Annotated in this window: 13 protein-coding genes and 1 pseudogene; 11 read left to right on the top strand and 3 right to left on the bottom strand. The window is 72.1% G+C overall.

Features of this window, described 5'->3' with window-relative positions; all coding sequences use genetic code 11:
• The first annotated feature begins 207 nt into the window (after positions 1 to 207).
• The 9 genes from rimP (at position 208) to OG866_RS11865 (ending at position 12,304) form a co-directional block, all read left to right on the top strand.
• Positions 208 to 705, top strand: coding sequence for a ribosome maturation factor RimP (gene rimP, locus OG866_RS11905; protein ID WP_329334067.1), 498 nt, complete (start codon positions 208 to 210; stop codon positions 703 to 705).
• A 2-nt stretch (positions 706 to 707) separates the two neighbouring features.
• On the top strand, positions 708 to 1,694 hold the full coding sequence (gene nusA / locus OG866_RS11900; protein WP_329334064.1) for a transcription termination factor NusA: 987 nt from the start codon (positions 708 to 710) through the stop codon (positions 1,692 to 1,694).
• 102 nt (positions 1,695 to 1,796) lie between these two features.
• A complete protein-coding gene (locus tag OG866_RS11895) occupies positions 1,797 to 2,078 on the top strand; it encodes a YlxR family protein (RefSeq protein ID WP_329334062.1) in 282 nt (93 codons plus the stop codon).
• Between the two features lie 163 nt (positions 2,079 to 2,241).
• The gene (gene infB / locus OG866_RS11890; RefSeq protein ID WP_329334061.1) at positions 2,242 to 5,370 is read left to right on the top strand and encodes a translation initiation factor IF-2; all 3,129 of its coding nucleotides are present in this window, start codon (positions 2,242 to 2,244) and stop codon (positions 5,368 to 5,370) included.
• A gap of 135 nt (positions 5,371 to 5,505) precedes the next feature.
• The gene (locus OG866_RS11885; RefSeq protein WP_329334060.1) at positions 5,506 to 5,799 is read left to right on the top strand and encodes a DUF503 domain-containing protein; all 294 of its coding nucleotides are present in this window, start codon (positions 5,506 to 5,508) and stop codon (positions 5,797 to 5,799) included.
• Between the two features lie 38 nt (positions 5,800 to 5,837).
• Positions 5,838 to 6,284 carry a 30S ribosome-binding factor RbfA gene (rbfA, locus tag OG866_RS11880; protein WP_329334059.1) on the top strand — a complete coding sequence of 149 codons (447 nt, stop codon included), beginning with the start codon at positions 5,838 to 5,840 and terminating at the stop codon, positions 6,282 to 6,284.
• The gene (truB, locus tag OG866_RS11875) at positions 6,281 to 7,186 is read left to right on the top strand and encodes a tRNA pseudouridine(55) synthase TruB (protein WP_329334058.1); all 906 of its coding nucleotides are present in this window, start codon (positions 6,281 to 6,283) and stop codon (positions 7,184 to 7,186) included. The genes rbfA and truB overlap by 4 nt, the downstream gene beginning before the upstream one ends.
• 311 nt (positions 7,187 to 7,497) lie before the next feature.
• The gene (locus tag OG866_RS11870; protein ID WP_329334056.1) at positions 7,498 to 11,226 is read left to right on the top strand and encodes a trypsin-like peptidase domain-containing protein; all 3,729 of its coding nucleotides are present in this window, start codon (positions 7,498 to 7,500) and stop codon (positions 11,224 to 11,226) included.
• Positions 11,227 to 11,350: 124 nt separating this feature from the next.
• On the top strand, positions 11,351 to 12,304 hold the full coding sequence (locus OG866_RS11865) for a bifunctional riboflavin kinase/FAD synthetase (protein WP_329334054.1): 954 nt from the start codon (positions 11,351 to 11,353) through the stop codon (positions 12,302 to 12,304).
• 102 nt (positions 12,305 to 12,406) lie between these two features.
• Here OG866_RS11865 and OG866_RS11860 read toward each other — a convergent pair whose 3' ends face one another.
• Together OG866_RS11860 and OG866_RS11855 are read right to left on the bottom strand one after the other, a co-directional pair.
• Positions 12,407 to 15,487, bottom strand: a complete 3,081-nt coding sequence (locus OG866_RS11860; protein ID WP_329344057.1) for an AAA family ATPase — start codon at positions 15,485 to 15,487, stop codon at positions 12,407 to 12,409.
• A 738-nt stretch (positions 15,488 to 16,225) separates the two neighbouring features.
• Positions 16,226 to 16,354, bottom strand: a pseudogene (locus tag OG866_RS11855) (SCO5717 family growth-regulating ATPase); the annotation flags it as partial.
• A gap of 462 nt (positions 16,355 to 16,816) precedes the next feature.
• Between OG866_RS11855 and OG866_RS11850 the strand changes: the two are divergent.
• Entirely contained in the window at positions 16,817 to 18,316 is a 1,500-nt protein-coding gene (locus OG866_RS11850) for an outer membrane protein assembly factor BamB family protein (protein WP_329334052.1), read from the top strand.
• A gap of 67 nt (positions 18,317 to 18,383) precedes the next feature.
• Here OG866_RS11850 and OG866_RS11845 read toward each other — a convergent pair whose 3' ends face one another.
• Positions 18,384 to 18,668, bottom strand: coding sequence for a DUF397 domain-containing protein (locus tag OG866_RS11845; protein ID WP_329334050.1), 285 nt, complete (start codon positions 18,666 to 18,668; stop codon positions 18,384 to 18,386).
• Between the two features lie 270 nt (positions 18,669 to 18,938).
• On the opposite strand from OG866_RS11845, the gene rpsO reads away from it, so the two are divergent.
• Positions 18,939 to 19,226 (top strand): 30S ribosomal protein S15, encoded by a 288-nt coding sequence (gene rpsO / locus OG866_RS11840; protein ID WP_057579463.1) that lies wholly within the window; start codon positions 18,939 to 18,941, stop codon positions 19,224 to 19,226.
• Positions 19,227 to 19,256 lie beyond the last annotated feature (30 nt).

The following is a 19,256-nucleotide window of genomic DNA, read 5'->3' as shown; positions in this document are numbered from 1 at the left end:
CCTCGGGGGCTCGTACGAACACACGGGCGGGAAGGGCGGCCCCGCCGGTGATCACGGTACCCGCGCGCCGGTCCGCAACCACTCATCGGCACCGTCCGCGGGCCCCGCGGGGCGCACGATGGACGGCAACAGTCCTTCGGACCGGATACCCTTTGACCAGACACGCGACCTTCCCACAACAGCACACGCGGCCGAGGAGTCACCCGGATGAGCACCACCCAGAGCGAGAGGCTGCGAGAGCTCCTGGAACCGCTCGTCACCTCTCAGGGACTGGATCTCGAAGAGATCGAAGTGGACTCCGTCGGACGAAAGCGTGTACTTCGTGTCGTCGTCGACTCCGACCAGGGCGCCGATCTGGACGCCATCGCCGATGTGAGCCGCGCGCTCTCGGCGAAGCTCGACGAGACGGACGCGATGGGCGAGGGCGAGTACACCCTCGAGGTCGGCACCCCGGGCGCGGAGCGCCTCCTCATCGAGCACCGGCACTACACCCGTGCCGTCGGCCGGCTGGTGAAGTTCCAACTGGCCGAGGGCGGGGAACTGGTGGCCCGGATCCTCACGGTCGACGACGACGGCCTGGACGTCGAGGTGCCCGGAGTGAAGGGCCGCAAGGCCACCGGCCGCAGGCTCGGCTTCGCCGAGATCGACAAGGCGCGCGTCCAGGTCGAGTTCAACCGCAAGGACAAGAAGGAAGAGGAGGCGTAGCCGTGGACATCGACATGAGTGCCCTGCGGGGCTTGGTACGGGAGAAGGAGATCTCCTTCGACCTGTTGGTCGAGGCGATCGAGTCGGCCCTCCTCATCGCCTACCACCGCACCGAGGGAAGCCACCGCCACGCGCGCGTGCGCCTCGACCGGGAATCCGGCCATGTGGTCGTGTGGGCGAAGGAAGACCCCGAGGAGCTCGAAGAGGGCCAGGAGCCCCGCGAGTTCGACGACACCCCGTCGGACTTCGGCCGTATCGCCGCCACCACCGCCAAGCAGGTCATCTTGCAGCGGCTGCGCGACGCCGAGGACGACGCGACGCTCGGCGAGTACGCCGGGCGTGAGGGCGACATCGTCACCGGTGTGGTGCAGCAGGGCCGCGACCCGAAGAACGTGCTCGTGGACATCGGCAAGATGGAGGCCATGCTGCCGGTGCAGGAGCAGGTGCCCGGTGAGAGCTACCAGCACGGCATGCGGCTGCGGTCGTACGTCGTCCGGGTGGCGAAGGGCGTGCGCGGTCCGTCCGTCACCCTCTCGCGCACGCATCCCAATCTGGTGAAGAAGCTGTTCGCCCTTGAGGTGCCGGAGATCGCCGACGGTTCGGTGGAGATCGCCGCCATCGCGCGTGAGGCCGGTCACCGTACGAAGATCGCGGTGCGGTCCACCCGTTCCGGACTGAACGCCAAGGGCGCCTGCATCGGCCCCATGGGCGGCCGGGTGCGCAACGTCATGGGCGAGCTGAACGGCGAGAAGATCGACATCGTCGACTGGTCGGACGACCCGGCCGAGATGGTGGCGAACGCGCTCTCCCCGGCCCGTGTCTCCAAGGTGGAGGTCGTGGACCTCGCGGCCCGCTCCGCGCGCGTGACCGTGCCGGACTACCAGCTGTCCCTGGCGATCGGCAAGGAAGGGCAGAACGCCCGCCTCGCGGCCCGTCTGACCGGCTGGCGCATCGACATCCGGCCCGACACCGAGCAGCCCGGGGAATAAGCCGGGGAATAGATCCAAGCCGAGCTTGGCTTAGATCACGACAACAACCGTTCGATTCCTGCCCCAAAGGGGTGAGGTCGGTACGGGGAGGTAGACTTAGCAGTGTCTGGCCGGACGCACGCCCGCGCATGCCCTGAACGCACCTGTGTGGGGTGCAGGCAGCGAGCGGCCAAGACCGATCTGCTGCGTACCGTGGCGATCAAGGACGCATGCGTCCCCGATCCAAGCGGTACGCTGCCCGGCCGGGGCGCCTATGTGCACCCCGCCCTGGTCTGTCTCGACCAGGCGGTACGCCGCCGGGCGTTCATGCGGGCGCTTCGCGCCCCGGGAGCGCTCGACGTAAAGGCGTTGCGCCAGTACGTCGAGCAGACAGACAGTTGCTGAGCAGGCAACACCGCAAGGAGCGTCGTACGGAACCCCCGTGCGGCCCTGGTACCCCGCGAGTTGGAAGTAGGTCGAGATTGCGATGAGCACTCGATGAGCACGCGATGAGTACGCCCATGAAGTAGCGACGGTCCGGACGCAACCCGGACCTAAAAGGAGCGAAGTGGCTAAGGTCCGGGTATACGAACTCGCCAAGGAGTTCGGAGTTGAGAGCAAGGTCGTCATGGCCAAGCTCCAGGAACTCGGTGAATTCGTCCGTTCGGCGTCTTCGACCATCGAAGCGCCCGTCGTCCGTAAGTTGACGGACGCCCTCCAGCAGGGCAACGGGGGCGGCAAGCCCGCCCCGCGCAAGGCTGCCCCGGCCAAGCCGGGCGCCCCCTCTCCGGCGCAGGCTGCCCGTCCGGCCGCCCCGCGCCCGCCGGCTCCCAAGCCGGCCGCCGCCGAGACGCCCGCGGCTCCCGCCGCACCGACGGCTCCCGGCCCCCGTCCGGGCCCGAAGCCCGCGCCGCGCCCGGCGCCGGCGTCTCCGGCCCCGACCACGCCCGAGTTCACGGCGCCCCCGTCGGCTCCCGCCGCGCCGGCTCCCGCGCAGGGCTCCGCCCCGCGTCCGGGCGCCCCGCGTCCGGCCGGCCAGCAGGCTCCGCGTCCGGGTGCCCAGCGTCCCGCCGGCGGTCCCGGCCAGGGCGGCCAGGGCCGTGGTGACCGTGGCGACCGTCCCGGCGCTCCGCGTCCGGGTGGCCAGGCCCCGCGTCCCGGTGCCCGTCCGGCCGGTCCCCGTCCGGGCAACAACCCCTTCACCTCTGGTGGCTCCACCGGCATGGCGCGCCCGCAGGCGCCCCGTCCCGGCGGTGCCCCGCGACCCGGTGGCCCCGGTGCCCCCGGTGAGCGTCCCGAGCGCGCCCCGCGTCCGCAGGGTCAGGGTCAGGGCGGTCCCCGTCCCCAGGGCGCGGCGGGCGGTCCCCGTCCGCAGTCCCCGGGTGGCGCTCGTCCGAGCCCGGGCGGCATGCCCCGTCCGCAGGGCGGTCCCCGTCCCGGCGGCGGCCCCGGCGGCCCGCGTCCCAACCCCGGCATGATGCCGCAGCGTCCTGCTGCCGGCCCGCGTCCCGGCGGCGGTGGCCCCGGTGGCCGTGGTCCCGGTGGTGGCGGTCGTCCCGGCGGTGCCGGTGGCGGCGGTCGTCCCGGTGGCGGCGGCGGCTTCGCCGGTCGTCCCGGTGGCGGTGGCGGTGGCTTCGCCGGTCGTCCCGGCGGTCCCGGCGGTGGCGGTGGCGGCGGCTTCGCCGGTCGTCCCGGCGGTCCCGGTGGTCCCGGCGGCGGTGGCCGTCCCGGCTTCGGCGGTCGTCCGGGTGGTCCCGGTGGCCGTGGTGGCACGCAGGGTGCGTTCGGCCGTCCCGGCGGTCCGGCGCGTCGTGGTCGCAAGTCGAAGCGGCAGAGGCGCCAGGAGTACGAGGCCATGCAGGCCCCGTCGGTCGGCGGCGTGATGCTGCCTCGCGGCAACGGACAGTCCGTCCGCCTGTCGCGCGGTGCGTCCCTCACCGACTTCGCCGAGAAGATCGGCGCCAACCCGGCGTCGCTCGTCGCCGTGATGATGAACCTCGGCGAGATGGTCACTGCCACGCAGTCCGTCTCCGACGAGACCCTCCAGCTGCTCGCCGGCGAGATGAACTACGTCGTCGAGATCGTCAGCCCGGAGGAGGAGGACCGCGAGCTGCTCGAGTCCTTCGACATCGAGTTCGGCGAGGACGAGGGTGGCGAGGAGTTCCTCGTCGCGCGTCCGCCGGTCGTGACCGTCATGGGTCACGTCGACCACGGTAAGACCCGCCTGCTCGACACCATCCGCAAGACGAACGTCGTCGCGGGCGAGGCCGGTGGCATCACCCAGCACATCGGTGCCTACCAGGTCACGACCTCGGTCAACGACGAAGAGCGCAAGATCACCTTCATCGACACCCCGGGTCACGAGGCGTTCACCGCCATGCGTGCCCGTGGTGCGAAGTCGACCGACATCGCGATCCTGGTCGTCGCGGCCAACGACGGCGTCATGCCGCAGACGGTCGAGGCGCTCAACCACGCCAAGGCGGCCGACGTCCCGATCGTCGTCGCGGTCAACAAGATCGACGTCGAGGGCGCGGACCCGACCAAGGTGCGCGGTCAGCTGACCGAGTACGGCCTGGTGGCCGAGGAGTACGGCGGCGACACCATGTTCGTCGACATCTCCGCCAAGCAGGGCCTCAACATCGAGAGCCTGCTGGAGGCCGTGGTCCTCACCGCGGACGCCTCGCTCGACCTGCGGGCCAACCCGGAGCAGGACGCGCAGGGCATCGCGATCGAGTCCCACCTGGACCGTGGCCGCGGCGCCGTCGCGACCGTCCTGGTCCAGCGAGGCACCCTGCGGGTCGGCGACACCATGGTGGTCGGCGACGCGTACGGCCGTGTCCGCGCGATGCTCGACGACAAGGGCGAGAACGTGGAAGAGGCGGGTCCCTCGACCCCGGTCCTCGTCCTCGGTCTCACCAACGTCCCGGGCGCCGGCGACAACTTCCTCGTCGTCGACGAGGACCGCACGGCCCGTCAGATCGCCGAGAAGCGCGCGGCGCGTGAGCGCAACGCCAACTTCGCCCGCCGGGGTGTCCGGTTCTCCCTGGAGAACCTGGACGAGGCCCTCAAGGCCGGTCTGGTGCAGGAACTCAACCTCATCATCAAGGGCGACGCGTCCGGTTCGGTGGAGGCTCTCGAGTCCTCGCTGCTCCAGCTCGACGTCGGCGACGAGGTCGACATCCGCATCCTGCACCGCGGTGTGGGTGCGGTCACCGAGTCGGACATCAACCTGGCGACCGGCTCCGACGCCATCGTCATCGGCTTCAACGTCCGCGCTGCGGGCCGCGCGGCGCAGATGGCGGAGCGCGAGGGCGTCGACGTCCGGTACTACTCGGTGATCTACCAGGCCATCGAGGAGATCGAGGCGGCCCTCAAGGGCATGCTCAAGCCGGAGTACGAGGAGGTCGAGCTCGGCACGGCGGAGATCCGCGAGGTCTTCAAGTCGTCCAAGCTGGGCAACATCGCCGGTGTCCTGGTCCGCTCGGGCGAGGTCAAGCGCAACACGAAGGCTCGACTCGTCCGCGACGGCAAGGTCATCGCGGAGAACCTCAACATCTCCGGTCTGCGTCGCTTCAAGGACGACGTCACCGAGCTCCGCGAAGGGTTCGAGGGCGGTATCAACCTCGGCAACTTCAACGACATCAAGATCGACGACGTCATCGCGACGTACGAGATGCGCGAGAAGCCGCGCGGCTGATTGTCGTAGCACGCGATCGGGGCCGATCGGCGGACGTAATATCCGTCGATCGGCCCCGGCCGTTGCGTGTACGGTTCCCGTATCGGCGTCCAAGAGCGGCGCCCGTACCCCGAACCGGCGGGCATCCGGACACATATGTACGTGGGGACTCTGTCCTTCGATCTGCTCCTCGGCGACGTTCACTCGCTGAAGGAGAAACGCTCACTCGTCCGTCCGATCGTGGCCGAACTCCAGCGCAAGTACGCGGTGAGTGCGGCGGAGACGGGCAATCAGGACCTCCATCGCCGGGCCGAGATCGGGCTCGCGGTGGTCTCGGGGGACACGGGCCACCTCAGCGAGGTACTGGACCGCTGCGAGCGGCTGGTCGCCGGGCGGCCCGAGGTGGAACTGCTCTCGGTTCGACGCAGGCTCCACAGCGACGAAGACTGAAGCAGAAGCAAGAGATAAGTACTTAAGGAGACGGACCAGTGGCCGACAACGCGCGGGCGAAGAGGCTGGCGGACCTCATCCGGGAGGTGGTGGCCCAGAAGCTGCAACGCGGGATCAAGGACCCGCGGCTCGGCACCCACGTCACCATCACGGACACCAGGGTCACGGGCGACCTCCGGGAGGCGACCGTCTTCTACACGGTGTACGGGGACGACGAGGAGCGGGCGGCGGCGGCGGCCGGACTGGAGAGCGCCAAGGGCGTGCTCCGCTCCGCGGTCGGCGCGGCGGCGGGCGTGAAGTTCACCCCGACGCTCACCTTCGTGGCCGACGCCCTGCCGGACAACGCCAAGACCATCGAGGACCTCCTCGACAAGGCCCGCCAGTCCGACGAGAAGGTGCGCGAGGTCTCGGCCGGCGCCACCTACGCCGGTGAGGCCGACCCGTACCGCAAGCCGGACGAGGACGAGGACGACACCTCCGAATGAACCGGAAGAGCACCACGCCCGACGGCCTTGTCATCGTCGACAAGCCGTCGGGCTTCACTTCGCACGACGTGGTCGCCAAGATGCGCGGGATCGCCAGGACCCGCCGCGTCGGCCACGCCGGCACCCTCGACCCCATGGCGACGGGCGTGCTCGTCCTCGGTGTCGAGAAGGCGACGAAGCTCCTGGGGCATCTCGCCCTCACGGAGAAGGAGTACCTGGGCACGATCCGGCTCGGCCAGACGACCCTGACCGACGACGCAGAGGGCGAGATCACGGGGTCGACCGACGCCTCGAAGGTCACCCGCGAGGCCGTCGACGCCGGGATCGCCAAGCTGAGCGGCGACATCATGCAGGTGCCGTCCAAGGTCAGCGCCATCAAGATCGACGGCGTGCGCTCCTACAAGCGGGCGCGCGAGGGCGAGGAGTTCGAGATCCCCGCCCGGCCGGTCAGGATCTCGTCCTTCGCGGTCTACGACGTCCGCGACGCCGTCGCCGAGAACGGCACACCGGTGATGGACCTGGTGGTGTCGGTGGTCTGCTCGTCCGGCACCTATATCCGGGCGCTGGCCCGTGACCTGGGCGCGGACCTGGGCGTGGGCGGCCACCTCACCGCGCTGCGCCGCACCCGCGTCGGCCCGTACAAGCTGGACGCGGCCAAGACCCTGGACCAGCTCCAGCAGGAGCTGGCGGTCATGCCGATCGCCGAGGCCGCCACGGCCGCGTTCCCACGCTGGAACGTGGACGCCAAGCGGGCCCGGCTGCTGCTGAACGGCGTACGCCTGGAGATGCCCGACGAGTACGCGGGCCGCGGCGCGGTCGCCGTCTTCGACCCCGAGGGCCGGTTCCTCGCCCTCGTCGAGGAACAGAAGGGCAAGGCCAAGAGCCTCGCCGTCTTCGGCTGAGCGGCCCCGCTCGGGGCTGAGATGCGCTCCACCCGTGGAGCGGCGGTCACGGAGTACTCCGCCGCTCCACGGTCCCCCCTCGGTTCCCCCACCCCTAGGGTGTATCCAACCGACCCCGCCCATTCACCCGTCCGGGCAGGCGCTCGGAGTGAACCGGGGGAGCGGAAGGGGGCGCGTTCACCGCGCGATCTGTCCCGCCGATCAGCCGGTGCCTACCGTCGAAGACGGGCCTGTCCCACGGACCAGACGGATCCGGCTGGCCGAGAGGCAGTCCCGCGGCACGGGCAGGGGCACGGCGGGGAGGTTCGACCATGGCGGGACGGGGCTCGCGGACCGCAGGCGCCCGCTCACGTCCGACCCCGAGCGGCACGCCTGGTCCGCCCTTCGGCCAGGACCAGGCATACGACTCGAGTTCGGACGCCACCCGTGACGCAGAGGCGGACCGCGGTCCCGTGCACGCGCTCGTCCGTGTGCACGACCTCGCCGGACGCCCGCGCGGTACGGGCTTCGTCGCCGACCACCACGGCACGGTGATCACCAGTCATGAGACCGTCGACGGACTGCCGAGGCTGCTGCTCTACGCAGCCGAGGACCGTCACTGCGTGGTGACCGCCGACGCGGTGACCGCCCTGCCCGAGCTGAACCTGGCGCTCGTGCGCACCGAGGGCCTGGGCGTCGACCCGCTGCCGGTCGGTGGGCGGGACGGGGTGGAGACCGGCGCCTATGTGCGGATCGCCGCCGGCCGCTGGCGCGAGGCACGGGTGCTCGGGACGGCCTCCGTGACGTACACGGCGACAGATCGCTTCCATCTCCTGGACGGCGTACTGGAGTTGGCGATCGGCACGGCAGGCCAGGACGCGCTGCGGCTCGGCGGTGGGGCGGCCGGGGGACCCGTGCTGGACGCCGCGACCGGTGCGGTGGTCGGTGTACTGGGCACCGCGCTGCACAGCGGCCGGCGCGAGGTGGGCTTCGCGGTACCCCTGTTCCCACCCCCGGACGGCCCCCTCGCCGCCCTTCTCGCCGAGAACGCGGCGACCGTCCCGGCGTACGGCACCGACCTCAACCTGGCGGGCGTCCTGGAACTGACGGCCACCTCGGTGGGCCAGGACGGGCCGCCCGGCACACTGGCCGGATACGTCGGCGGGGCGGCGGCCGACCCCGTCGGCCCACCCGGCCCCGGCGCGGTGGAACCCGTCCAACGGGCGGCCACGGCGGCGGAGTTCGAAGCCTTCGCCGAGGGCGACGCCGCCGTCCTCGCGCTCGTCGGGCCGCCCGGCAGCGGTCGTACGACGGAACTGGCCTCCCTCGCCGCCCGCCGTGACCGGGGCGCCCGCCCCGCGCCGACCCTCTGGCTGCGCGGCGCCGACCTGAGGGACGAGGACACGTCGGTGGCGGACGCCGCGAGCCGGGCGCTGACCCGCGCGGCGCGGATCGTCGCCGCCTCCCGCTCCGCGCACGTCACCGACCTGGGCGACCTCAACCCCACCCGGCTCGCCCGGCTGTCCCGGGCCGCGGGCCGCCCCCTGCTCCTGCTCCTCGACGGCCCCGAGGAGATGCCGCCCGTCCTGGCCCACCGCCTCCCCGAGTGGACCGCCGGCACCGCACGGTGGCTACGGGAGTCGGGCGCACGGTTGGTGGTGGCGTGCCGGGCGGAGTACTGGGAGGCGGCGGGGGCGGAGTTTCCGGAGGAGATGCTGTACGGGAGTGCTGGGCACGGGGGCGTCGAAGGGCTGAGCGAGCCTCCGGATGAAGGTACGGGCGGGGGCGAGACCCCCTGCGTCCGTCTGAGCGACCTTCAGGACGCCGAGGCCCGCACGGCACGCGCGCGCTACCGCATCCCCGACGGCACCCTGCGCACCCCCGACGCCCGCCACCCCCTCACCCTCCGTCTCCTCGCCGAGGTCCGCACCGCCCTCCCCGGCGCCGACGCCCCGCACGCGCGCGTGGACCGCGACGACGTCTTCTCGGCCTACCTCGACCTGATGTGCCTGCGCATCGCCGTGCGCCTGGCCGCCGAGAACGGCCTGCGCGGCACCGCCGTACGCCGACTCGCGGCCAAGGTCTCCGGCCAGGTGCACGAGGCCGCCCGCCGCAGCCTCGGCCCCGGCCAGGGCGAACTGGACCGGGAGTCGTTCGAGGCGGTGTTCCCGTGGGGTCCCGCCCCGGCCGGACTCGGCGGCGGCACCGGCTGGGCCTCCGCCGTCCTCACCGAAGGCCTCCTCGTCCCCGCCGGCAGCGGCTACCGCTTCCCCCACGAGGAACTCGCCGACTGGATCCAGGGCGTCCACCTCGACCTGGACGAGGCACTGCGCGCCCTCGTCCACCGCCGCCGTACCCACCCGACCGACCACCACCCGCTCCCCGTCCCGCACCACCGCATCGGCCCGGTCGTCCAGGCCCTGCTCCTCCTCGCCCGACAGCAGGGCACCCCGGGCCTCGCCCTCCGGCTGGAGGAGCTGATCCAGGCGCTGGACGCCGACCCGCACTCCTGGTGGGCGGCCCGGCTGCTCACCGAGTCTCTGCTCCGGGTGCCCGACGCGACCCCGTACACGGGGGTGTTGCGGCTCCTGGCGGACCGGGTCGTCGACTGGCGCGGCCGGGAGCGCGGGGGCGACGACACGGAGACGGAAACCCCCCACACGGACGGGCGGCCCGCCTCCACGCACTTCCCGCCCACCTTCTGGCTGGCCCTCGCCCTCCCCCCGGTGACCCTCTTCGACCTGCTCCGCCGGCTCGTCCTCGCCGACGGCCCCGCGCAGGACACCGCCCCCCGCTTCCTGGACGCGGCCTCGCGGCTGCTCGCCGACGCCCCCACCGCCGTACAGCCGCATCTCACCCGCTGGTTCGACGACGAGCGCCCGTTGCCCGCGACCCCGCACGCGACCGTCGCGAAGGCGGCACAGGCGTTGTTGCACACCCACCGGCGTCTGGCCCTGGACGATCTGACGGAGGTGCTGGTCGACAGCGCCCACCGGAGGGCCGACGAACTGCTGGCGGTGCTCGCGGAGGACGAGCCGTCGGCGGTGTGCCGGGCGGTGGACCGGTGGGCGCACGACGAGCGGCCCGACCGACGGGTCGCGGCGGTGGCGTACGGCCTGCGCGCCGCCCCGCACGTGACCACCGAGGCCGACCGCGAACTGCTCCGCTACGCCGCCCTCACCCTCCTGGCCCGCCCCGCCGACTGCACCCTGCACGGCGGCGCGCTCGCACTCCTCGTCCGCGATCCACGCACGCGTGCCCGTCATCTCCCGCAGGCCCTGGGCCACTTCGCGGCCGGCGACCCGCGCTTCCCGCCGAGCGCCCTCGTCGCCGCCCTCACCACCCACCCGGAGCCGGTGCTCGACGCCTTCCGGGCCCGGCTGCGCCGTCCCGGCGCCGGAGAGGCGCTGCGCACCCTCGCCGACGTCACCCTGCCCACGCCGGCCCGCCGGATCGCCGCCCTCGTGCGGGAGGCAGTGGAGCAGCGCCCGGAGACCGCGGCGGACGTGGCCACGTACGTCGACCGCCGCCTCGACCAGGGGCCGGGCACGCGGGCCGTGCTGTTCCCGCTGGTCACAGGGTTGCTGGAGGGCGGCCCTGAGGAGGTCCGGTCGGCGCTGGCCGCCGTACTGGCCACCCCCGGAGCCCCGGCCTCGCGCCCCCTGCGTCGGGAACTGCTCGCACACCTGCTGGACCACGAGCGGGCGCCGGCCGTACTGGACACGCTCCTGCGCGAGGCATCCCGCCATGCCGACGAAGAAGGCGGAGACGGCTACGGCTACGGAAACGGAGACGGCTACGGAAACGGAGACGACGACGGAGACGGGGACGGGGACGGCTTCCGTGACCTTGTCCATCGCATCGGTCTCCTCCTCGTCCGTACCCCGGAGGGAGCTGCTCGTTTCGACCGCGCCCTCGTCGATCTGGCCCGTCGGGCCCCCGGCTTCGCCGCGCGCGTGGCGGGCTGGCTGACCGACACCCCGCAGCCGTGGGCGGCCGTCGTCGGTCCCAGCACCCGCCGCATGATCGAGAACCTGGCAGGGGTCAGGGTGCCCGCCTGACCCACGTGGGTCGAGTCACAGCGTCCATGCCGATGCGGGCCGGACGGACGCGGCATGGCACCCTTAGACCTGCGTAAGAGGTAAGCCGTACATACGGACACAGGTTCGACGAGGAGCGGTCACAGTGCAGCGCTGGCGTGGCTTGGAGGACATCCCCCAGGACTGGGGGCGCAGCGTCGTCACCATCGGCTCCTACGACGGAGTCCACCGCGGACACCAGCTGATCATCCGGCATGCCGTGGATCGCGCCCGTGAGCTGGGAGTTCCCGCGGTCGTCGTCACCTTCGACCCGCACCCAAGCGAGGTCGTCCGCCCCGGCAGCCACCCGCCGCTGCTGGCCCCGCACCACCGCCGCGCCGAACTCATGGCGGACCTGGGCGTGGACGCGGTCCTGATCCTCCCCTTCACCACGGAGTTCTCGAAGCTCTCGCCGGCCGAGTTCGTCGTCAAGGTCCTGGTCGACAAGCTGCACGCCAAGGCGGTCGTCGAGGGCCCCAACTTCCGCTTCGGCCACAAGGCCGCGGGGAACGTGGAGTTCCTCGCCGAGCAGGGCAAGGTGTACGACTTCGAGGTCGAGGTCGTCGACCTGTTCGTCTGCGGGGACGCGGGCGGCGGCGAGCCGTTCTCGTCCACCCTCACCCGCCGCCTGATCGCCGAGGGCGACCTGGAGGGCGCCGGCGAGATCCTGGGCCGCCCGCACCGGGTGGAGGGCGTGGTCGTCCGAGGCGCCCAGCGAGGCCGCGAGATGGGCTTCCCGACGGCCAACGTCGAGACCCTCCCGCACACCGCCATCCCCGCCGACGGCGTGTACGCCGGCTGGCTGCACGTCCAGGGCGAGGCGATGCCTGCCGCGATCTCCGTCGGCACCAACCCGCAGTTCGACGGCACCGAGCGCACGGTGGAGGCGTACGCCATCGACCGCGTGGGCCTCGACCTCTACGGCCTGCACGTGGCCGTCGACTTCCTGGCCTTCGTCCGCGGCCAGGCGAAGTTCGAGTCGCTGGAGGCCCTGCTGGAGCAGATCGCGGAGGACGTCAAGCGGTGCCGCGAGCTGATCGCGGCGGCCGAGCAGCCGTAGTTTTCCGCTGGCGTTGCTTCCTACTTCCTACTTCCTGCTTCCTTTACGACGCCGAAGGGCGGCCGGTGCTGATGGGCACCGGCCGCCCTTCGGTCGTACGCGCTACTGCTGCGGAGGCGCGGGCGGGTAGGGCTGCCCGGGCTGCGGAGCCTGGTGCTGCTGGGGGTGTCCCGGCTGCGGATACGGCTGCTGCGCCGGCTGACCCTGCTGACCCTGCTGGGGATACGGCTGCTGCGGCGGGTACGGCTGACCCGGCTGCGGGGCGTACGGCTGGCCGGGCTGGGGGTAGCCCTGCGGCGGGTACGGCTGACCGGGCGCGGGCTGGCCGGGCACCGGCTGTCCCGGAGCGTACTGCTGGCCAGGCATCGGCGGGGCCGCCACCGGGGGAGGGTTGCCGTCGCTGGTCCACAGGCCGTGCATCTGCTGGTGGCGTACGAAGTCCTCGGCGACCATCGCCGCGAGGTTGAAGTACGACTCCCGGACCTTCGGCCGCATCATGTCGAGGTCCACCTCGGCACCGGCGGCGAGATGCTCGTCGAAGGGCACGACGACCACGCCACGGCAGCGCGTCTCGAAGTGGCTGACGATGTCCTCCACCTTGATCATCTTGCCGGTCTCGCGGACACCGGAGATGACGGTGAGGGAACGCGACACGAGATCCGCGTACCCGTGCGCGGACAGCCAGTCCAAGGTCGTGCTGGCGCTGCTCGCACCGTCGACGGACGGGGTGGAGATGATGATCAGCTGGTCGGCGAGGTCGAGCACGCCGCGCATCGCGGAGTAGAGCAGACCGGTACCGGAGTCCGTCAGGATCACCGGGTACTGCTTGCCCAGCACGTCGATGGCGCGCCGGTAGTCCTCGTCGTTGAAGGTCGTGGACACGGCCGGGTCGACGTCGTTGGCGATGATCTCCAGCCCGGACGGCGCCTGGGAGGTGAACCGCCGGATGTCCATGTACGAGTTGAGGTACGGGATCGCCTGGACGAGGTCACGGATGGTGGCCCCGGTCTCGCGCCGGACGCGGCGGCCGAGCGTACCGGCGTCCGGGTTGGCGTCGATGGCGAGGATCTTGTCCTGCCGCTCGGTGGCGAGGGTGGACCCGAGGGCGGTGGTGGTCGTGGTCTTGCCGACGCCGCCCTTCAGGCTGATGACGGCGATCCGGTAGCAGGACAGCACCGGCGTCCGGATCAACTCCAACTTCCGCTGCCGCTCGGCCTCTTCCTTCTTGCCGCCGATCTTGAAGCGGGAGGGCTGGGCGGCCGGACGGCTGCTCTTCGCCTTCTGCCTCTTGTTGTTGAGCAGCCGGTCGGAGGACAGCTCCACGGCAGCGGTGTAACCGAGGGGCGCGGCACCGGGGTTGGTCATCTGCCGCTGATCGTGCTGCATCGGCTGCGGCCAGGCGGTGCCGGTGCGGGGGTCGACGGGGGGCGCGGCCGGGGCCTGCGGCGCCTGGGGGGCGGGGACTTGGGCGTGCGGTGGCTGGGCTGAAGGCGCCTGGGCTGAAGGTGCCTGGGCTGAGGCCGGGGGCTGTGCGTCGGCTTGCGGGTGCGGCTGGGGTACGCCCGGCTGGCCCGGGTGGCCCGGCTGGCTCTGCTGGGCGGGGTGTTGGGGGAAGCCGTAGCCGCCCTGCTGGTCGGGGGAGGGCTGGGCGTTCGGGGTGGCGGGGGCGCCGGGGTGCGGGAAGCCGTAGCCGGCCTGGGCGTTGGGGGTGGTGGCCGGGGCGCCGGGCTGCGGGAAGCCGTAGCCGCTCTGCGGGTCGGGGGCGGGGGCTCCGCCGGGGTGGGGGAAGCCGTAGCCGCTCTGGGGGGCCGGGGGAGTGGGGGGCTGCGTGGCCTGGGGTCCGGGGGCGGGTGCCTGGGGGGCCGGTGGCTGAGCGTCGGCCTGCGGGTGAGGCTGGGGGACGCCCGGCTGGCCCTGCGGGGGTGTCTGAGGTACGCCCGGCTGGCCTTGTGGGGTGGCGGGGGCGCCGGGGTGGGGGAAGCCGTAGCCGGCCTGCTGGCCGGGGGAGGGCTGCGCGTTGGGCGCGGGGGCGCCGGGCTGTGGGAAGCCGTAACCGCTCTGGGCGTTGGGCATCGGAGTCGGGGCGCCGGGCTGCGGGAAGCCGTACGCGCCCTGCGGGGCCGGGGCTGCCGGGGCCGGGCCGGCGGGCGGCTGCGTGGCCTGCGGGGTCCAGGCGGCGGGTGCGGGCTGCGGTGCCTGCGGCTGGAAGGGCGGCTGCTGAGGCTGCTGCTGCGGCACGGACGGCTGGTCCTGAGCGACCGCAGGCTGCGGCTGCGCGGGTGCTGCCGGGATCGGCTGCGGAGGCGCGGGCTGGGGCTGCGGCTGCGGCTGCGCGGGCCACTGCGTCGCGGGTGCGGGCGCGGCGGGCTGGTACGACGGCGGCAGCGGCGGCATCCCGGGCTGCGGCGCCGGTGCGGGAGTCCAGGCGGGGGGCGCGTCGGCCGGGGGTGCGTCGGCGGGGGGCGCGTCCTGCGGGACGGCGTCTTCGGGTGCGCTGTCCTGAGGTGTGAGGTCCTGGGGCGCGGCTTCCTCGGTGGTGTCGGACGGTGCGGTGTCCGCGGGTTCCGCGTCAGCCACTGCGTCGGCCGGTACGGCGTCCGTGGGTGCCGAGTCGGCGAGGTCCGCGTCCGCGGGCTCCACGTCAGCGGTCACGGCGTCCACCGGCTCCGCGTCCGTCGACTCCGCGTCCACGGGCTCTACTTCGGCGAGCTCCGGGTCCACCGTCGAGTCGGCGTCGGCGTCGGCGTCGGCATCGGCATCGGCATCGGCATCGGTCGACTGCGCCTCCGGCAGGTCCGCGTCCGTCAACTCCTCGTCTGCCGCAGCACCCTCCGCTTCGGTCACCGAAGGCGCGGCGGCCTCAAGGTCTTCGGTGTCTTCGGCGTCCTCGGCATCTTCGTCGTCGGCGTCCTCGGACAGCGGAACGTCGTTGAAGGAGTCCGCGTCGAGACCGTTGTCCTCGTCGGTGTCGTCGCCCTCGCCGACCGAACCGTCGGCATCCGCGTCACTCTCCGCGGCCACCTCGGTGTCCTCGGCCTCGACGTCGTCCTCCCCGTCGGTCTCCTCGACCGCCGCGGCGCGCTCCGCGATCTCACGCTTCAGGGCGACAGCGGAGAACCGCATCGTGGCGCCACTCTCCAGGTCGCCGCTCCCGGACTCCTCCGGCTCTTCGACATCCGGCATGACAGAGGGCACCTCAGGCGCAGGCGCCGCTGCGGGCGCAGGCAAGCTGAAACTCGTCGGAGACGAGGCGGGAGCCGAAGCCGGAGTGCCCCACGGCCCCTGCGTCCCCGGAATGTTCGGTACGGCCGTAGGCGAGGCGGGGTCCGCGGCAGGAGCCTCACCCCGGGCCTCGTCCTGCGGCGGCTGTGAAGTCTGCGAAGGCTGCGGCTCGAAGCCACTCCCCACCGGAAGCCGCGGCACCGCCACCGGCCCGGCGTTGGGCGGCGCGGGCGGCGTGAAGGGCGTACCGGGAGCTGGCGCGGGCGGTGTGAACGGCGCACCCGGCCCCGAGGCCGGCGGCGCGGGCGGCGTGAACGGAGCCCCAGGCCCGGAAGAGGGCGGCGCCGGGGGAGTGAAAGGCGCTCCCGGACCCGCCGCCGGACCCGTCGCCGGACCTGACGCCGGCGGCGTGAACGGAGAGCTGGGCACCGGAGCCGGGACGGAAGCCGGTCCCGAAGACGCCCCCTGGGGACGCGAGTGGGCCGGCGGAGTCAACCCCGGCAGCGAGGAAGCGGACCAGTTGGTCGGAGACGGAACGCCGACAGGCGCACCCCCGGCCGCCGACCCCGCCGTACCCGAAGAAGCCCCCGCACCCGAAGAAGCACCCGAAGCCCCCGAACCGGCAGAATCCCCAGCACTACCCGAACTACCCGAACCGCCCGAATCCCCCCCGTCGTTGGATCCCCCCGACGCGTTCTGCGTGTACCAGGCAGGCGGTGCGTAGTCGATGGTGAACTCGCCCGTCATCTCGCTGGCGGACTCCGCGTCGGGCTGGTCATCGCCGGGTGTGGCCCAGCCCCCGCGGATCCCGTCCCGATCGCTGCTCACAATTCCTCCTGGTGTGGTCGAGCACCCTCATACCGTGCTAGGGGCGACCTGTTCTTGTCGTCTTCTCGTCGTCCGAAGTCGTTCGAGGTCGTCCGATCCACCGGACTCTCCCCCTCAGACGCCGACGCCCGGTCCACGGGTTCTGGCGTCGCGCCCGGTACCAGCCTAATCACCACAAGCCCCGCCCCGGCAGGCCCGTCCACCCCCGAGCGACCGTCCGCTGCGTCACAACCTGCCCAGAAGTGCCGTACACAGCTTTCACATCAGTGAGGAAAAGGGGCGATGTCCGTGAATACCCCGAACATAAACGGAAGGTGACGTCGGGCGAGCGTGCCCCCTCCCGAAGCTCCTTGCCCCGCACGGCCGTTGGCCGGATCGGTGATCCACCCCGCTCCCGGACCGCGGCCGGCTGACGGGCATAGTGGGCCCTTCTCAGGTCACGAACAGAAAGGGCGCTTCCGCGTGAGCTTCGGCCCGCCTCCCTCGATCTACACCCAATCCGCACTCGCGGCGGACACCGCGCGCAAGCGCCGCCGGACGAAGCTGCTGGGCGCGACGGCGGTCGTCGTGGCCCTCCTCATGCTGGCCGGCGGCGGCTGGTTCCTCGCCTCCGGCGACGACGCCGCTCCCGTCGACGCCAAAGGGCCGGTCGCGCAGAGCCCCGACGAGGTCAGGGAGACGACCGAGAAGGTCCCCGGCTCGCCCGAGGGGCAGCTGATGATCGAGCACGACGAGGAGAACCTCGCCAAGACCAACGACGCCAGCCCCCGCTACGCGCCCGGCACCTGGGCCACCGACAAGGTCATGGTCAAGGGCGTCGCCGACCGCCTGGAGGGCTACAACATCGCCCTCGACGCCGATGAGAAGGCCTGGACCCTCAAGCTGGACGGCCACCTCTGCGCCACCAGCCGGCACATCACCGCGGACGGCCGTACCGCCGTCGTCATCCAGCCCCCGCAGCCCAAGGGCTCGGAGAAGGACGGCGTCTGCGACCAGGTGGTGTTCGTCGACCTGAACACCGGCAAGAAGCTGTGGCAGAAGCAGATGCCGGCCGCGAACTCCGCCTTCGTCACCAACACCAACCTCACCCTGACCAAGGGCGTCGTCGCCGTCGCCTGGGGGCAGGGCTCGGTGGCGTACGACATGAAGACCGGCGCGAAGCTGTGGAACAGCACGCTCGGCGACGAGTGCCAGGACAAGGCCTTCGTCGGCGGCCGCCAGCTGCTGTCCCTGCTCAGCTGCGGCTCCGTGCCCGACGTCAGGTTCCAGGTGCAGAAGGTCGACCCGCGCACCGGCAAGCCCGTGTGGACGTACCGCGTCTCCAGCGGTATCCAGACCGTCTACCTGCCCTCCTCCGACCCGCCGGTCCTCGCCGTCGCAGCGGGCGACAGCACGGTCACCGACGTGATCACCCTCGACGACCGGGGCAAGTACCGCACCACCATTCCCCTCGACGGCTACGACGCGAAGTGCGGCGAGCGCTACTTCGGGCTGTCCTTGTTCGGCGAGTACGAGAACTGCGACGGCATCGTCGTGGGCCGGACCCAGGCGTACATCCTGAGCGAGGAGAACATCGCCAACGGCGAGCCCTCCGACTGGATCGTGGCGTTCGACCTCGGGACGGGCAAGACCGCGGGCAAGTTCGAGGGCCGTGAGCTCCAGAAGGTCTACCCCCTCCGGATGAGCGGCGACGACCTGCTGATCTACCGCCCCGGCGCGGGCGCCGTGGCCCCGGCGGCCGTGGTCCGCTGGAACCCGCGCACGGACCGGGAGACCCCGCTCCTGCTCTTCACGCTCCCCGAGGACGACGACTCCGAGCTCAGCGACCCGGAACAGTCCGACATCCTCTACCAGCAGGGCCGCGCCTTCTTCGGCAAGCGGGAACTGGTCCACGACGACAAGTACCCCACCGACCCGGTGCTGATGGCCGTGGCGATCGGGAGCGCGGGACTGAAGCACTGAGAGACGCCTGTACGACGACGAAAGGGGCGGCACGCGCGCGTGCCGCCCCTTTCCACTCACTCCGCTGTCACTGCGCGGACTCCTCCGGCGCCGGCTGCAAATCGAACTCCCCGTCCCGCGCGCCGAGCACGAAGGCCGTCCACTCCGCCTCCGTGTAGCGCAGCACGGTGTCCGGGTCGAGCGAGGACCGCATGGCCACGGCACCCTCGGGCAGGTAGGCGATCTCCACCCGCTCCTCGTGCTCCTCCGTACCCGGCGCGCAGTGCCACTCGACGCCGGAGATGTCGAGGGAGTAGAGCTCGTCCCGCTCCCGCTCCTTGCGCGCCTTGATCTCCTCTGCCGTCTCCGCCATGTCCCGGCGACCCCTTCCCGACGTGCCTACGATCCGAGCTCACCCTAGTAGCCCCCTCCGCCCCACCGGGGTGGTTCGGAAACCGCGGCGAAGGTGCCCACCTGGGCCTGGTAACCTGAATGACGGCCGTTTGTGTACGCACCCCCGGAGTCCCTCGCAGGACCCTGGAGGCCGCGCCCAGCGGATCCCCGCCTCCCGAGTAACGGAAGCTCCCCCGAGACAAAGACCGGGGGCACTCGGTGGCCATTTCAAAGACTACGAGGAGTACGCGTGCCGCTCGACGCCGCTACGAAGAAGCAGCTCATCAGCGAGTTCGGTCAGAAGGAGGGCGACACCGGCTCCCCCGAGGTCCAGGTCGCCATGCTGTCGCGCCGGATCTCGGACCTGACCGAGCACCTCAAGACCCACAAGCACGACCACCACTCCCGTCGTGGTCTGCTGATCCTGGTGGGTCAGCGTCGCCGCCTTCTCCAGTACCTGGCGAAGAAGGACATCCAGCGCTTCCGTGCGCTGGTCGACCGCCTCGGCATCCGCCGTGGTGCGGCGGGCGCCAAGTAAGACGCCGTGAAGGGGGCGGTTCCCGAAGCG

Source organism: Streptomyces sp. NBC_00663, from assembly GCF_036226885.1.
GTDB lineage: Bacteria > Actinomycetota > Actinomycetes > Streptomycetales > Streptomycetaceae > Streptomyces.
The sequence above is the reverse complement of the archived record's forward strand: the minus strand, read 5'-3'. Positions and strand labels throughout refer to the sequence as shown.

Excerpts from the sequence above, each read along its gene's own strand:
- rimP (WP_329334067.1), top strand. The coding sequence starts at position 208 with ATGAGCACCACCCAGAGCGAGAGGCTGCGAGAGCTCCTGGAACCGCTC.
- OG866_RS11885 (WP_329334060.1), top strand. The coding sequence starts at position 5,506 with ATGTACGTGGGGACTCTGTCCTTCGATCTGCTCCTCGGCGACGTTCAC.
- truB (WP_329334058.1), top strand. The coding sequence starts at position 6,281 with ATGAACCGGAAGAGCACCACGCCCGACGGCCTTGTCATCGTCGACAAG.
- OG866_RS11870 (WP_329334056.1), top strand. The coding sequence starts at position 7,498 with ATGGCGGGACGGGGCTCGCGGACCGCAGGCGCCCGCTCACGTCCGACC.
- OG866_RS11860 (WP_329344057.1), bottom strand. The coding sequence starts at position 15,487 with ATGCCGGATGTCGAAGAGCCGGAGGAGTCCGGGAGCGGCGACCTGGAG.
- OG866_RS11845 (WP_329334050.1), bottom strand. The coding sequence starts at position 18,668 with ATGGCGGAGACGGCAGAGGAGATCAAGGCGCGCAAGGAGCGGGAGCGG.